This is a genomic window from uncultured Selenomonas sp., assembly GCF_963528755.1.
Classification (GTDB): domain Bacteria; phylum Bacillota; class Negativicutes; order Selenomonadales; family Selenomonadaceae; genus Selenomonas.
Genome location: NZ_CAURXA010000002.1, coordinates 305,951 through 321,010, shown reverse-complemented (window position 1 = coordinate 321,010; position 15,060 = coordinate 305,951). Strand labels below are relative to the sequence as shown.

Genomic DNA, 15,060 nt, shown 5'->3' with positions numbered 1-15,060 from the left:
TGAACTTGCCATGTTTTTCAAAATGAAGGAATTTTTCAGACGATAATGAATCAGGAGATTTTATGCTGGAACTGGTGAATATATCGAATGCAGGCTGCGATATAGAGAACTTGCTGCAAAATAAAACGGAGGCCCTCCATGAATTCATTCAGCGCTACGGACTCGATGGCATCGAATTCATGCTCTGTGCGCCGTGGGATCGAGCGATGTATCCGCCCACGTATATCAAGGGCGTACATCTCCTTTTCTGGCCGTCGTGGCTGGATTTTTGGCGCGGGGATAAAGCTGCGCTCCTTGCAGAGTTCGGCACGGAGGAAAATATTCGCGCCTACTACGGCTCTCTTGATGTTGATGACTGGGTGGAATCGTGGAAAGAGAATCTGCGCCAAGCGGCGACTTGTCGGCCGCAGTATCTCGTCTTTCATGTCGCGCACAATGTGACATCGGAGATGTATACGCGCGAGTTCGCTCATACCGATGAGGAGGTCATCGAAGGGACGATCGATCTTGTCAATGAGATCGCAGCTGAGATACCGCAGGGAACGCGCCTGCTCTTTGAAAATCTCTGGTGGCCAGGGTTGACCTTTCAAAAGCCGCAGCTCGCGAGTGCGCTTTTGGAGCGCGTTTCCCATGCGGACACGGGCTTTATGCTTGATGTCGGGCATCTGATGAATACGAATGTCGATCTCACGAGCGAGGAAGATGGTGTACGCTATGTGAAGGAGATTTATCAAAACCTTGGTGAACTTGGCAAGCGAATCTACGGCGTGCATCTTCATCAATCGCTTTCGGGAAGTTATACGAAGCGCATGATGGAGGAGCATGCGGGCGAGCATCGCAGCCTGTCTTGGCAAGAAGCCATGGAATACGTCCTGCAGGTCGACCGCCATCAGCCATTTCAGACGGATGCGGCGCGGCGCATCGTCGATCTTATCTACCCTGACTATCTTGTGCACGAGTTCATACAGCGCTCGCGTACCGATTGGGAAGAAAAGCTGCAAACACAGCAAGAAGCTTTGCGGAATACGATTTCATAGAAACTGAATGTGTCTGTGCTTCCTTAAAGATCAGAGGTGCATACATTCATACATTCTGATATTCCTACTTGACAAGAGCATTGTTCAATGCTACGCTATTTTTTAGAAATCGATAAAACTTCATACAGATTGGATCAGGTGTCGCAAGACTTAATAGGGAATCCGGTATATGCCGGAGCGGTCCCGCCACTGTAGCAGCGAGCCGGTCTGCACGAGAGAATTTTGTGTTTCTTGAGATGGTCACTGAGGAGTCAATCCTTGGGAAGGCGCAGACAGGTGATGAACTGAAGCCAGGAGAACTGCCTGATCGACAGTCACCGTTTGACCTGCGAGCGATGGGGAGGAGATTTTCGGCAACGTATTTGCCTTTGGTCAAAGCGGCTTTTGCGATGCCGTTGTGATGGGAGTGCGCCCTTTCTGCGATGCAGGGAGGGCTTTTTTGTGTAGAAATGGGAATGTGTACTATTCTTGGTATTTATCCGTCGATAAAGCAAGAGCGGCGGCTGAATATAAATTTGTCTGTGGACAGAGTTTTAGGAGGAGATTGAAATGGGAAGAACAGGGTCGAGGAAGAAACTCGGCGCGACGGTGGCGGCGACACTTATGTTCACTGCTTTGTATCCTGTGGGAGGACAGGCGTTTGCTGCAGAATCGGAGTCGACGCAGGACGCCGTATCGGAGCATTCGCTCGACGAGACGGTCGTCACGGCGACGCGTACGCCAGTGCAAGAGCTCAAGGCGAATGCAAACATCACGGTCATCACGGGAAAGGATATAGAAAAGCGCCACTATACGGATCTGACGCAGGCTCTGCGCGATGTCCCGGGCGTCACGGTCAATGAGTATGCGCCGGCAGGGTATAATAACACCAATAAACTTTCAATCAATGGTTCTGATGCTGTCGTTGTTTTAGTCGATGGCGTGCGGCAAAATTATGCCGGCGGTGCGGGGGTGTCCTTGACATCGGCGCTGAAGGATCTCAGCGGCATTGACCGCATCGAAGTGCTGCACGGCTCGGCATCTACGCTCTATGGTTCGGATGCCAAGGGCGGCGTCATCAACATTATCACGAAGAAGGCGAAGAACGCGAAGGCGAAGGTCAGAGCCGCCTATGGCAGTTTCGGTAAGCAGCTTTACGGCATCGCCTACGAAGGCAGTGAGAATGGTCTTGATTGGCGGCTCAAATATCAGAAGGATAAGAGCAACGATTTCAAAGACGGGCATGGCAATAAAACCCCGTCTGCACAGAATGATGATTCGGTCAACGTGCATCTCGGCAAACAACTGAGCAAGGCATCCTATCTGGCATTCAATCTGCGCACCTATCAAGATGAGAGCCGTTACTTCAACGTATATGGGTGGCCTGCTCCAAAGATTGAGGATGTAGATGTCCATCACATCGCCGGCGATCTGCGTTGGGAGATTCAGATGGACGATACAACGAAAAACCAGATGATCTATGGTCGCAGCAAATATGATTATACGATAGGTAGCTCTGGCTCTACTATTTGGACGACGAAATTTAGCGATCAGTTGGATAAGCAAATCGGCGATCATACGTTGACGGTTGGCTTTGATTTTACAAAGGATGATACCCAGGGAAGCTCGCTGACAAATACCGGTCTGATAAATCGCTCCTTCTATTTGCAGGATCAGTGGAATATCCTACCTGTATTGAATCTCACGGCAGGCATTCGTCATGACAGCAGTTCCGGCTTTGGCAGCCATACAAGTCCGAGCGTCAGCCTTGGCTATGACATCACGCCGAAGACACACGCGTATGTGTCTTACAGTGGATATTTTTTAACACCGACACCGTATCAGCTCTATGCAAAGAATACATGGGGCGGTTCTGTTGATCCTGGAAATCCGAATCTTAAAGCAGAGTCGGGTAATACACAGGAGATCGGCATTGCTCATGACTTTGGCAAAGGACTGATCGCCACAGCACATTATTATCGTCGTCACTCCAAAGATCGTATCGGTTGGAGCACAAATAAATATCAAAATGTCGGTGATGAGGATGCGCATGGCTGGGATCTGCAGCTTGCGAAGCGCTTTGACTCGCATGTGAGCGTACGTCTTGGTTATACGAATACGCATGTTGATGCGACTGAGTCGCGCGAAGCAAATGTTGATGGTTATCTGCCGAAGCATCAGTGGAATATTGGTGTAGACTATCGCAATCGTGCGTTTGATTCCTCGCTTTTGGTGCGCGGCGTCTTTGATCTTAAGGGGAAAGATGTCAGCGGTTATGACTTTTTCCCTGCCAAGAACTATTGGGTCGTTGATCTCGGCATGAACTACAAGGTCATGGACACGACGAGGATTTATCTCAAGATCAATAATCTCTTCAATCAGTTCTATGCCGAGCAGTCTGCTGCAGATCCTACCCATCCTGAACGCTGGTATACGGCTCCGGGACGCAGCTTTGTCGTCGGTGTGGAGCATAGTTTCTAATCATTAAAAAGTGTCAAGCATATACCTTACGTCTATTCATATCGTCTGATTTATGGTATGGTAAGCCACACAAAAAAATGTCCAATTCGTGGATGTTGTGCGCCGCCATTACATGAAACCAGCAATCAGCCGGTGCACGTTGGGTTTGACCTGGCAGCCACGTCGAGGGAAAAGCGAACGAATCTATAAAAAGGAGCATCTGCGCGGGAAAATCCCTGCAGATGCTCCTTTTTGTTTTGTGGTTACATGCCGCCGTTCTTCAATATGCCGAAGAGCACGCCGAGCACGCCGGAGGCGGCGAGAATCGTGATGACGCCATATTTGTAGTGCATGGCGATCAGGGCGAAGGCGATGATGACGATGCTGCTCCATTCGGTCGCATCAAAACTTGTGGGAAGGCTCTCCGTGTTCCAGACGGCGAGCAGGATGAAGTCGATCGCCGCGCCGCAAATGAGAGCGATGACGGCGGGGCGCAGACCGTTCAGTATGCCGCGGATCGAGCCGATGTCGCCATACTTGAAGAAGAGCTTGGCGAGTGCGATGCCGAGGATCAGCGACGGGAAGGCGAAGCCCGCTGTCGCCGCGACGGCGCCCCAGGTGCCCGCGACTTTCATGCCCGCGAAGGTTGCGGCGTTGATGCCGATGGGACCGGGCGTCATCTGTGAGATCGTGAAGATGTCGATGAACTGGGCAAGCGTCAGCCAGCCGCGCTCATCGACGACGGCAGCTTGGATGAGCGGCATGGAAGCGTAGCCGCCGCCGACGCAGAAGATGCTGACCTTGGCAAACTCGAAGAAAAGCTGAAGATATATCATGATCGTGCCCCCTCAGCCGAATTTCCTGTCCTGCATGAGGACGAGGCCGATGATGCCGTCGATGATGATGAGCAGCATGATGTTGACATCGAAGAACACGTTGGCGACGAAAGTCGCGAGGATGATCGCCATGGGCAGCAGGAGGCGCGTTTTCGCCTGCTTGATGAAGAGGTCGATGGCGACCTTTAGGATGAGAGCTGTCGCGCCGCACTGCATACCTTTCAATGCGAGTTGCACCGTCGGATTGCTGGCAAAAGCGTCGTAGCAGCGAGCGATGACAGAAAGCGTGATGAGGGGCGGCAGCACCGTTGCGAGGAGCGCCGTCAAGGAGCCTGCGAGTCCCGCCATGCGGTAGCCGAGGATGATGCAGGCGTTGACGGCGACGATGCCCGGCATGGATTGCGCGATGGCGACCATGTCGAGAGCCTCCTTGTCGTCAATCCAGCCGTATTCATCGACGTACTTCGCCTTCAACAGTGGGATGATGACGAAACCGCCGCCGATGGTGACGGCACTGATGATGAAGGTGGAAGAAAAGAGCTTCCAGTAAAAATGCTTGGCATCACGAGGCGATGCCGGAACTTCTGTCTGCTTCATTGGGATTGCTCCTTTTTGAGGATCAGTCAGTTTCTGGCAAATGCAGTGCGAAATAATCGCAAAGCCTGCATTTTAGTGTGTGAGTTCTATACAAAAAGAGCTGCCGTTTCCGACAGCTCTAGGTTCTCGCATGGAGCGGGCAATGGGAGTCGAACCCACCTCTAAAGCTTGGGAAGCTTTCATTCTACCGATGAACTATGCCCGCGAACGTTACGCAGGATATTGTATCATAGATTGATGAGCGTGGCAAGGGGGAGTTTCAGAGGGCTTCGCCGCGTGCGGACTGCGCCCCGCTTTACGACTGCGTGGCTGCGCCTGGGATGCCGCTGAAGCCCGCGGGAGTCGTGGGCGCGGGCAAGGGCTTGATGACGATGTCGAGACGGTCGCCGTTCTTGATGGGGTCGGTGAAGACGACGGGACGGCGGTTGACGAAGATGGAGACGCTGACGCGGCTCGTGGCGGGCGGCGGCTCAAAGCCGACAGCGAGCAGAGCTTCGTTGACGGTCGTCGCCTTTTTTTCGGAAATTCTGTAGTAGACGGCGCTGCCGTCTTCGAGGTAGGTGCCGGGCGACGCCTTGTGACCGTTGACCTCAAGTTCCAGGGAGGCGGAGGGAATTTCGTACTCCTGATCGTTGTAGATGATGGTGACGGCGGACTGCAGGCGCGAGATGTCGAGCACGTCGCTGAGCTTTGGCTCTGCCGTCATTTGATATTCGATGCGATCGCCTTCATGAATCGGCTCGGAGATCGTTGCGGGCGCGTCGTTCAGCAGAATTTCGGGTGATACGACGTACTGCGCGGTGTTGTCATTGAGCGTGTAGCGGATCTTGCGGCCCGTCGGTGGGTAGCCGGCGGCTTTCAGAGCCTCGCCCAAGGTGCGCGGCTCCTTGCTCTCGACGATGTCGTTGTCGGCGAGCAGTCGATCAGGAGCGGCGGCTTCGCCGTTGACGTAGGCGGCCTGGTGGATGTGCGTCTCCTTGCCGTTGATTTCCAGCGGGAAGTCCGGCTCGATTTGCAGGAGGTCGGCGAGGCGCACTTCGGGCGTCTCGCCGTCCTTGCCGTGCGCGACGGTGATGCGGCAGCCCGCCTTGACGAGGGCGTCGAGCGTCGTGTCCTCTCCGTCGAGCTTCAGGATCGCCATGGAAGGAAGCGAGCCAGGGAAGAATTTCTTCTCGCCGTTGACTGTGACCATGAGGCCGAGTCCGGGACGACCGTTGTATTTCTTGAGCTGAATGCCGGCATTCAGAAGGGCGTCAGAGACGGTGAGGTCGCGGAAATTGAAGAGATTGATTTCCTGCTCATTGACATAGACGGAGAGAAAGTGCAGCAGGTTGATCGAGGCGATCTTCAGGATGCCCAAAGGGGTGACTGCATCGGGCGTTTGCAGTTCTGCTGGGATGGCCTCGACGCCGATGACACTTTCAGGATGGCGCACGGCGACGCGATTCTCTGGCACGGAGAGTGCCTTGGCGACGAGCGCGGCAAGTCCTGGTGTCTGCGATCCGCCGCCAACGAGCATGACAGCCTGCGGCGAGTCACCGTTGAGTTCGAGCACCTGGCGTGCGATGGAGTCGGCAAGGTTCTGGATATTCGGCATGATCGGTCCGATGACGTCGGAGGGGCCGAGGTCGTATTCCGTGCCGAGGATGTCGGTGAATTTCGATTCTCGCCCGGCGGAGGCGTTGCGCTTGACGTCTTCCGCCACGTTGAAGTCGAGGAGGTAGCGCTGGCTGATGGCCTCGGTGATCTCATCGCCCGCTAGAGGAACCATGCCGTAGGCGATGATGGAGCCGTTCTTCGTGATGGCGACGTCGGACGTACCTGCGCCGATGTCGACGAGCACGAGGTTTAGGTGACGCATCGTCGGCGGGATGAGGACGTTGATGGCGGCGATCGGCTCTAAGGTAAGCGCGTGCATCTCAAGGCCGACGTCCCGCAGAGCCGACTGCATGGAATCGATGACCTGGCGCGGCAAGAAGGTAGCGATGACGGTCGCTCTGGCGATTTTGCCGCGCTGACCGACGAGGCTCTTCAAGGGGATGTCATCGAGCGTGTACTGGATCGTACTATAGCCGACGCAATAGTAACGACCGGGGTCTTCGATGTCCTTGGAACTGGCGAGTTTCGCCTGCGCTGCCTGCACGCCCGAGAAGTCGAGGGCGCGCTGCTGCTCGTCGGTGATGACGCCGTTGATCTCGACGGAGGCTTCAGCGGTCATGGTGTAGAGGGCGCGGCCAGCAGCGGCGACGGAAGCGGACTTCAAAGGTCCCGTCGTCTTTTCCAGCTCGCGCTTGACCTCGCGGATGAGGTCGGCGACCTGCGGCACGTCGTGAATCTGGCCGTCGAGCATGGCGCGCGTCTTGTGCTCGCGGCGCACAGTCGCGAGGATGCGCATTTGCTCGTTGTCGAGTTTTTCAGCGACGATGCCGATGATGCTGCGCGTGCCGATGTCGAGCGCGAAGATCGGCTCGCCGTGCGGCTTCTTCTTCGTTCTTGCAGTCGAGGGTTCGGCAGTATTCTTTTTGGCGGTGCGCTTCGTCGTCTTCTTGGTGGCAGCTTTCGTGCCCTTGGCGCGCGTGCTCCTCGTCGCCGTCTTGGCGGCGGGCTTCCTGCCGCGTTTTTTGGCGGCGGGTTTTGCCGTATCGATAGGCGCTTCATCTGCAGCGTTGTTCGCTTCTTCCTTTGCGACGACCGCTACCGTATCGTTTGCATTGGCAGCGGTTTCTTCTCGTGTCTTTGCCGCATCCGGTGCGGAGAGTGCAGAGGTCTGCGTCCCCGCGGTTTCCGTTTCGTTTGGAAGGACACTCTCGCCTGAGGCGGCTTCGGAAACAATGGCTTCCGTGGCGAGACCTTTCAGTTCTTTTGTTTTCGCCGAGGTCTTTCTTGTTCTAGGCATCGAATGACTCCTTTGCTCGTCTCGCTTCCGCACGGCGCAGACATTTGTCGGCGCTTCTCCTGTGCCTTTCATGAGAAACTACACGCACAGACGTCCACTTTGTGGACATTGTGCGCCGCCCTTACATGAAAGAGCCAATCCGTCTGCGCCCTTTGGGCTTGCCTTCTTGGACTTTCATAGTAAACTTTCTGGACATATGTTCAGCCGCCGCGCGAAGCAGCACGAGTCATGTTCTTGCCCGGTTCCTGCGACAGCGCACCAAAGAGGCACATTGTACATATGTCCACACGCCTTACATGAAAGAGCCAATCAGTCTGCGCCCTTTGGGCTTGACTTCTTGGACTTTCATAGTAATTTAAATTGCGGAAATGGATTTATTGAGGTTTTATAGAAGGTTAATTCTCTTATTTCGCGAATACTATAAAAGAATCCTGTTTCTTGCAGGAAATTTTCTACAAATTATTTGAATGGAGAGAAGGGATCCTATGACGGGCAATCGAGAAGTCATTACGGGAAGCGACTTCAAACGCATGTTGAGTGGCGCTTACGGGGAGTTTCTTCTGGAATATGAGGGCATTGACGCGCTTTCAAGAAAGAGACAGGGGGAGCGCTCGGCGCTTCCAGGCACGCATGTGCTGCGCACGATGGGTGCGGCGGTCATGCCGCTCGTCGACGTGAAGGATGAGAGTATCGGCGGCCTTGCAAGGCGTGTGGCGAGCGCGGCGGTGCTTGGAGCGCGCGGTACGTCGGGTGTCGTGCTCGCACAGCTCCTGCGCGGCATCGCGAAGGGGCTGTCGGGAAAGAATGACGCGACTTCGTCAGAATTCGGCAAGGCGTTCCAGTACGGCATTCTCTACGCGCAGCGCGTACTGCCTCCGACAGTGGAAACGGTGCTTGTCGCCGCCGCCAAGGCAGTGGCGAAGGGCGCGTACCATGCGGTGCGCGCAAATCTTCCGATCGCAGAGATCCTGCAGACGGCGATTGACGAGGGACGGAAGGCTCTGGCGGAGGAAAAGCGCGAAGAGCCGGGGGCGCTCGTCATGCAGACGTTTTTGCAGGGTTGTATGAAGGGTCTCGATGGGCACTTCGTCTCGCCGGCTGTGAGCCTGTCGCTCGGTATGGGAGAAGATCGGCTTTCGATTCCTGACCCGCGCCGCGACCTTGTGCGCCCGTACTGCGTGACGTTTCGTATCGTTGAAAGCAAGGCGCGTGCGCGTGACGTCGAGCATCGCCTGCAGGAGGATTGCCGCTTCGTCGCCGTCGTGCACGATGAGCGCTCCCTGCTCGTCCATGTGCACACCGATCATCCGGGCGCCGTCGTCGAGCAGGCGATCGGCTGGGGCAAGCTGCAGTCGTTCCGTGTGACAGACATGGCGGAGGCGCATGCCTTGACGGCGGACTATGAGTCGCTACTGCCCGTCGCGCTCCTCGCCGTCGCGTCGGATGCAGCGCGCGGCCTGCGCTTGACGGAACTCGGCGCAAACGTCATCGTGCCGGGCAGGCGCGAGGAATGCCCGTCGGTAGCGGAACTCCTGCACGCGGCGCACAGCGACCTCGCGCGAACGTATGTGATCGTTGCGAGTGATTCCTCGATGGAGCTTGTGCTACGCCAGGCGAAACGCATCCTCGGCGAGCGCGTCGAGCTTGTGCTCGCAAAGGATGAGGCAGAGCAGGACAAGGCGGTCGCCCTCTACGACAAGAAGCGCACCGCCAAGGAGAATGCCAAGGCGATGCGCAAATTGTTGGAATGAAAGCCGTATGATTTAGGTAGTGAGAATGTGCCGGGATGCAGTTTGGCTGAGGTGAGCGAGCTATTTGATAGAGGCGAAAAGCTTCATCAGTGCGTAGGTCATGCCGCCCGCGATTAGAGGCCCGACGGCGACACCCTTGAAGAAGCACACGCCGATGATCGTGCCGATGATGAGTGCGGCGACGATGTGCGGATCATTTTTCAGTAGCTCGACGCCGCCGCCGCCCGCCATGGCGGCGAGAACGCCGCAGACGATGGCGGCGACGCCCAAGGGACTCTTGAAGGCGTCGATCATGTTGGCGATGGTCACGTCGCCCGTTGCAATCGGCACGAGGATGGCAGCCAAAAGAAGTACGATGCCCCAGTTCAGCCCATTGACGGAAAGGATGTCGAGCATTACCGTCAGCCCGAGAAGCTTCAGAACGAGCACGATGATGACGGCATAGGCGACCGTCGTATTGTGACCGATGATGCCGAGGGCGAGGATCAGGAGCAGCATGAGGTATTCGGAATACATGAAGAGCACCTTCTTTGTGTAGATGGAGAGAACATTGCCGCTGAGCCGGCGGATTTTCTATTGTATATATAGTATAGCGGAAAAACGAAGATAAGGAAAGGTGATAAAGCGTGTCAACGACTTACAGCGTAGCGATTCAGTACAAGAAGGAACTCGGCTACATCGAATACGATGCGGAAAAGAAGGCGGCAACCGTCGTCTTGGATGATGAGGACGGCCGTTGCGCCGTGGAAAAATATCTGGCCGAGAAGCATGAGATTGGCGTGCCGCACGAGAATCTGCGCGATTTCAGCAAGGAAATGATCGACCCGACGGCCGATGTCGAGAGCTTCAAGACAGCTCTGACGCGTCTTTGGGAAGCTACGGACGTCCACGTCGATTGGAGCCGTCCCGTTGACTATGTGAAGGAACATCGCAAGTATTGAGGAATGAAGGGAAAATTTTTTTCGGGGGGACGCTGCGGCGTCCTCTTTTTATTGCCTGTGGACGATTATTGTATTATAATCGTGCTATATGATCGGCAAGGCTTCTGAAATTCCATACGGAGGGAAGGATTTTGGTTTCCCCGATCAAGGCTGTTTGGGAAGGCGTCTTCTTGCGCTGCCCCGTGGGATTTTAGGAGGAATCTTTATGGAAATGGTTCTGGGCTTTCTCGTGATGCTCGGCTGTCTGCTCTTTGGTGTGCATCACGGCGGCATCGGGCTTGCCGTCATCAGCGGCATCGGACTTGCCGTTTACACCTTCGTCTTCGGCTACCAGCCGGGCGTGCCACCGATCTCCGTCATGCTGACGATTCTCGCGGTTGTCACATGCGCGGGCTTTTTGCAGACTTCGGGCGGCCTCACGGTCATGCTCAAGTACGCGGAGAGGCTTCTGCGCAACAACCCGAAGCAGGTCACGATCTTCGCACCCGTCACGACGTGGCTCCTGACGGTGCTCTGCGGCACGGGGCACGTTGTCTACACGATGTTTCCCATCATCTACGACGTGGCGATCAAGCAGGGCATCCGCCCCGAGCGCCCCATGGCGGTTTCTTCCGTCGCGGCGCAGATGGGAATATGCGGCTCGCCCGTGTCCGTTGCGGTCGTTTCCATCATCGCCTTTATGGCGCAGGCGGGGCACCATGTCTCCGTGCTGCAGGTGCTCGGCGTGACGATTCCGGCGACTTTGACTGGCGTCGTCTGCGCGGCGCTCTGGAGCTACCGCCGCGGCAAGGATCTGGAAAAGGACGAGGCGTTCCAAGAGTTCATCAAGGATCCGAAGAACAAGGAGTATGTCTACGGCGACTCGGAGAGTCTGCAGGGGCAGGAACTGCCGCGCTCGTATTACCATGCGATGTTCATCTTCTTCTTCGGCATCCTCGTCATCGCGATCCTTGGCAACGATCCCGATCTTCTGCCGCACTTTCCCGACAAACTCGGGCAGATGAAGGCGATTGACATGACCGAGGTCATCCAGATGATCATGCTCCTGATTGCTGCCGCCATCCTCCTTTTCTGCAAGGTGAAGGCGAAGGAGGTCGGCAACAGCCAGGTCTTCCGCTCGGGTATGGTTGCTCTGCTTTCCGTCTACGGCGTCGCGTGGATGGCGAACACGTACTTCAGCGCACATATGGCGATTCTCAAGGACTTCCTCGGCACGACCGTGCAGGCTTACCCGTGGGCCTATGCCATCATCGCTTTCTTCACGTCGAAGCTTGTCAACTCGCAGGCGGCGGCCATCGCCATCGTCGTGCCGATGGCGCTCAACGTCGGCGTCGACCCCGTGCTCATTATGTCGTTCATCTCTGCGTGCTACGGTTACTTCTTCCTGCCCACGTATCCTTCTGACCTCGCGTGCATCGGCTTTGATCGTTCGGGCACGACGCGCATCGGCAAGTATCTGCTGAACCACAGCTTCATGATCCCCGGCCTCATCGGCGTCATCTCCGGCTGCTGCGTAGGTTACGTGGTCGCGCATCTGATCTTCTGAGTTTGCAAAAACAAACGCCCTCGCGATACCATCCGTTTCTGGTATGGCGAGGGCGTTTCTTGCTTCGGTTCGAAGTTTACGAGTGTTTGATTCTCGAATGGCGCGAGACGTATTCCATGTAGAGTTTCGTTTCGCGCACGATGACGCCCGAGAGCAGGAGGAGCGCGATGAGGTTTGGAATCGCCATGAGGCCATTCACGATGTCGGCGAGAATCCAGATCGCTTCGAGTTTCAAGAATGCGCCCGAGGCGACGAGTGCGATGAAGATCAGGCGATACGGCAGCACGCCTTTGCGCTCGAAGAGGTAGATAATTGCGCGTTCGCCGTAGTAGTTCCAGCCGAGGATCGTCGTGAACGCGAAGAGCACGAGGGCGATCGTCAGAAGGTGGCTGCCGATTGCGCCGTAGCTTGCCGAGAAGGCGGCGCTCGTCATGGCGGCGCCCGCCGTATCCCCCGACCAGACGCCCGTCAGGACGAGTGCGAGTCCCGTCATCGTGCAGATGATGATCGTGTCGATGAAGGTGCCCGTCATGGAGATCAAGCCCTGCTCGGCCGGACGCTTCGTCTTCGAGGCGGCGGACGCAATCGGCGCTGAGCCGAGTCCCGATTCGTTCGAGAAGACGCCGCGCGCGATGCCGTTCTGCATTGCCATCATGATGGTTGAGCCGGCGAAGCCGCCGACAGCCGCTTCACCTGTAAAAGCGCTCTCGAGGATGAGGGCGATGGCGTGCGGCAGTGCGTCGATATTCACGACGATGAGGACGAGGGAAAGCGCGATGTAGGAAAGCGCCATGAAGGGGACGATGGCGGCGGCGACGCGCGCGATGCTCTTGAGGCCGCCGAGCGTGATGGCGGCGATGAGCGCCGTGATGGCGAAGTCCGTCGCCCAGCGCGGCACGCCGAACGAGATCTCGACACTGTCGACGATGGCGTTGACCTGCGGGAAGGTGCCGATGCCGAAGAAGGCGACGAGCACGCAGGCACACGCGAAGAAGATCGCCATGGGACGCCACGAGTGCCCGAGTCCCTTTTCGATGTAGAACATCGGGCCGCCCGCGATGTCGCCGTGGCTGTCCGTCGTGCGGTACTTGATGGCGAGCAGTCCTTCGGCGTACTTCGTCGCCATGCCGAAGAAGGCCGCCATCCACATCCAGAAGATCGCGCCCGGGCCGCCCGCCTTGACCGCCGTCGCAACGCCGACAATGTTGCCCGTGCCGACGGTCGCTGCGAGCGCGACGCACAGCGCCTTGAAGCTCGATACGTCGCCCTCGCCGCGATTCCTTGCGCGGAAGATCAAGGACAGTGCGAGCGGCAGGTGCACGACCTGCAGGAGGCGCAGGCGTACGGTAAGGAAGATGCCCGTCCCCACGAGCAGGGTGATGAGAGGCGGTCCCCAAAGCACCGAATCGATGGAATTGAGAAGAGGTATTAGATTTTCCATAAAATTCCCTCCATTGACAAAGGACAATAGTATATAAAATAACGAATTTTATGGTATCATAACTTACCTTGATTTGTAAAGGCTTTGAAAGAGAAAAACTCTCTGCGATGGAAAACTTTCAGGACATGTGTTCAGCCGTCGCACGGAGCAACATAGTTGCTTTTTCGCCCGTTTCTCGCAAAAGTCTCATCAAAGCGGCACGCTGTACACATGTCCTCACGCCCTTACAGAAGCCTATCCAATCGGTCTGCGCCTGCGGCTTGACCGATTGGGGCTTCATGGTAAACTTCTCCTCGCAGGGAGTTTTCTGCTCAGAAGGTGCGGCATGCAGCTGTCATTCGCTATGCGATCGTGCCGTGCTCTTCTGCTCCGCGCACTTCTCTCTGCTGATTCTTTTCGTCGAGCATGACGACGATGGGAGTGTGGGCGCGCGCTTCTTCTTCGGTCATCATGGCGTATGACATGATGATGACGATATCGCCGGGCTGCACGCAGCGTGCGGCAGCTCCGTTCAGGCATACGACGCCGGAGCCGCGTGCGCCTTTGATCACATACGTTTCGAGGCGTGCGCCGTTGTTGTTGTTGACGACTTGCACGCGTTCGTGCGGCAAGATGTGCGCTGCCTCCATGAGCGCTTCATCGATAGTGATGCTGCCCATGTAGGCGAGATTCGCTTCCGTGACGGTTGCACAATGGATTTTCGATTTCATCAAGTTCAGCAGCATGTTTCTTCCCCCAAAATGATATTGTCGATGAGGCGCGTCTTGCCGATGTATACAGCGACGGCGAGGAGCGCGCGCGCCTTTATTGTCTCGATTTCTTCAAGCTCCGGAAAGGAGTAAAGCTCTACATAGTCGATCTTTGCCAAGGGTTCTTTTGCAAGCTCAACGGCGGTAATCTCCTTGAGTACTTTCGTACGCTTTTCGCCTGTTTCGTAGGCATCGCGTGCTTCTCGCAGACTGCGCGAGAGGACGAGGGCGGCGGTGCGTTCATCGGGCGATAGGTAGGTGTTGCGCGAGCTGAGCGCAAGGCCTGATGCTTCGCGCACGATGGGCGCCATGACGATCTCGGCCGTGACGCCGAGGTCGGCGGTCATGCGGCGCAGGACGGCGACCTGCTGCGCGTCCTTTTGTCCGAAGAAAGCTCGGTCTGCGTGCGAGAGCAAGAGGAGCTTCAAGACGACGGTCGCCACGCCGCGAAAGTGCCCGGGACGTTTTGCACCGCAAAGTTTTTCCGTGAGCGTGCCCGTGACCTCGACATAGGTCGCATAGCCTGCGGGGTACATCGCCTCGGGGGCGGGGTGAAAGACGGCGTCGACGCCCGCAGCTTCGAGCTTTTCCGCATCGGCTTCAAAGGTGCGCGGGTAGGCGGCGAAGTCCTCGTTCGGGCCGAACTGCACGGGGTTGACAAAGATGGAAACGATGACGCGGTCGGCACTCTTTCGCGCCGCTTCGACGAGTGAGAGGTGCCCTGCGTGGAGTGCTCCCATCGTTGGTACGAGGGCGATCGTTTCCTTTGCGTTCTTGACGCTTTGCGCATAGGATTGGAGTTCTTTCGGTGTGGTCAGGATTTTCAT

Annotated in this window: 12 protein-coding genes, 1 tRNA gene and 1 riboswitch; of the genes, 5 read left to right on the top strand and 8 right to left on the bottom strand. The window is 56.4% G+C overall.

The annotated features are described in order from the left end of the window. Nucleotides 1–62: 62 nt before the first annotated feature. Nucleotides 63–1,037, top strand: a complete 975-nt coding sequence (locus RWS31_RS03685; protein ID WP_314596177.1) for a TIM barrel protein — start codon at nucleotides 63–65, stop codon at nucleotides 1,035–1,037. 119 nt (nucleotides 1,038–1,156) lie between these two features. Then, nucleotides 1,157–1,359, top strand: a riboswitch (cobalamin riboswitch). Nucleotides 1,360–1,586: 227 nt separating this feature from the next. Beyond that, entirely contained in the window at nucleotides 1,587–3,497 is a 1,911-nt protein-coding gene (locus RWS31_RS03680; RefSeq protein ID WP_314596175.1) for a TonB-dependent receptor, read from the top strand. 242 nt (nucleotides 3,498–3,739) lie between these two features. Here RWS31_RS03680 and RWS31_RS03675 read toward each other — a convergent pair whose 3' ends face one another. From RWS31_RS03675 to RWS31_RS03660, 4 genes are all read right to left on the bottom strand, one after another. Beyond that, complete coding sequence (locus RWS31_RS03675) at nucleotides 3,740–4,312, bottom strand: chromate transporter (RefSeq protein WP_314596173.1); 573 nt, start codon at nucleotides 4,310–4,312, stop codon at nucleotides 3,740–3,742. 12 nt (nucleotides 4,313–4,324) lie between these two features. Beyond that, on the bottom strand, nucleotides 4,325–4,909 hold the full coding sequence (locus tag RWS31_RS03670; RefSeq protein WP_314596171.1) for a chromate transporter: 585 nt from the start codon (nucleotides 4,907–4,909) through the stop codon (nucleotides 4,325–4,327). A gap of 131 nt (nucleotides 4,910–5,040) precedes the next feature. Further along, nucleotides 5,041–5,114 (bottom strand) — tRNA-Gly (locus RWS31_RS03665). A 90-nt stretch (nucleotides 5,115–5,204) separates the two neighbouring features. Continuing rightward, nucleotides 5,205–7,805 carry a cell division FtsA domain-containing protein gene (locus RWS31_RS03660; protein ID WP_314596169.1) on the bottom strand — a complete coding sequence of 867 codons (2,601 nt, stop codon included), beginning with the start codon at nucleotides 7,803–7,805 and terminating at the stop codon, nucleotides 5,205–5,207. 485 nt (nucleotides 7,806–8,290) lie between these two features. On the opposite strand from RWS31_RS03660, the gene RWS31_RS03655 reads away from it, so the two are divergent. Continuing rightward, a complete protein-coding gene (locus RWS31_RS03655; protein WP_314596167.1) occupies nucleotides 8,291–9,556 on the top strand; it encodes a DAK2 domain-containing protein in 1,266 nt (421 codons plus the stop codon). Between the two features lie 60 nt (nucleotides 9,557–9,616). On the opposite strand, the gene RWS31_RS03650 is transcribed toward RWS31_RS03655, so the two are convergent. Then, entirely contained in the window at nucleotides 9,617–10,072 is a 456-nt protein-coding gene (locus RWS31_RS03650; RefSeq protein ID WP_314596166.1) for a DUF441 domain-containing protein, read from the bottom strand. Between the two features lie 110 nt (nucleotides 10,073–10,182). Between RWS31_RS03650 and RWS31_RS03645 the strand changes: the two genes are divergently transcribed. Beyond that, complete coding sequence (locus tag RWS31_RS03645) at nucleotides 10,183–10,497, top strand: hypothetical protein (protein WP_013740621.1); 315 nt, start codon at nucleotides 10,183–10,185, stop codon at nucleotides 10,495–10,497. 205 nt (nucleotides 10,498–10,702) lie between these two features. Next, entirely contained in the window at nucleotides 10,703–12,043 is a 1,341-nt protein-coding gene (locus RWS31_RS03640; RefSeq protein WP_314596164.1) for an anaerobic C4-dicarboxylate transporter, read from the top strand. A gap of 76 nt (nucleotides 12,044–12,119) precedes the next feature. Here RWS31_RS03640 and RWS31_RS03635 read toward each other — a convergent pair whose 3' ends face one another. The 3 genes from RWS31_RS03635 to panC all read right to left on the bottom strand — a co-directional run bounded on the left by RWS31_RS03635 (nucleotide 12,120) and on the right by panC (nucleotide 15,060). Then, a complete protein-coding gene (locus tag RWS31_RS03635) occupies nucleotides 12,120–13,484 on the bottom strand; it encodes a sodium:alanine symporter family protein (protein ID WP_314596162.1) in 1,365 nt (454 codons plus the stop codon). A 341-nt stretch (nucleotides 13,485–13,825) separates the two neighbouring features. After that, complete coding sequence (gene panD, locus RWS31_RS03630; protein WP_314596160.1) at nucleotides 13,826–14,209, bottom strand: aspartate 1-decarboxylase; 384 nt, start codon at nucleotides 14,207–14,209, stop codon at nucleotides 13,826–13,828. Continuing rightward, nucleotides 14,200–15,060 carry a pantoate--beta-alanine ligase gene (panC, locus tag RWS31_RS03625; protein ID WP_314596158.1) on the bottom strand — a complete coding sequence of 287 codons (861 nt, stop codon included), beginning with the start codon at nucleotides 15,058–15,060 and terminating at the stop codon, nucleotides 14,200–14,202. The genes panD and panC overlap by 10 nt, the downstream gene beginning before the upstream one ends.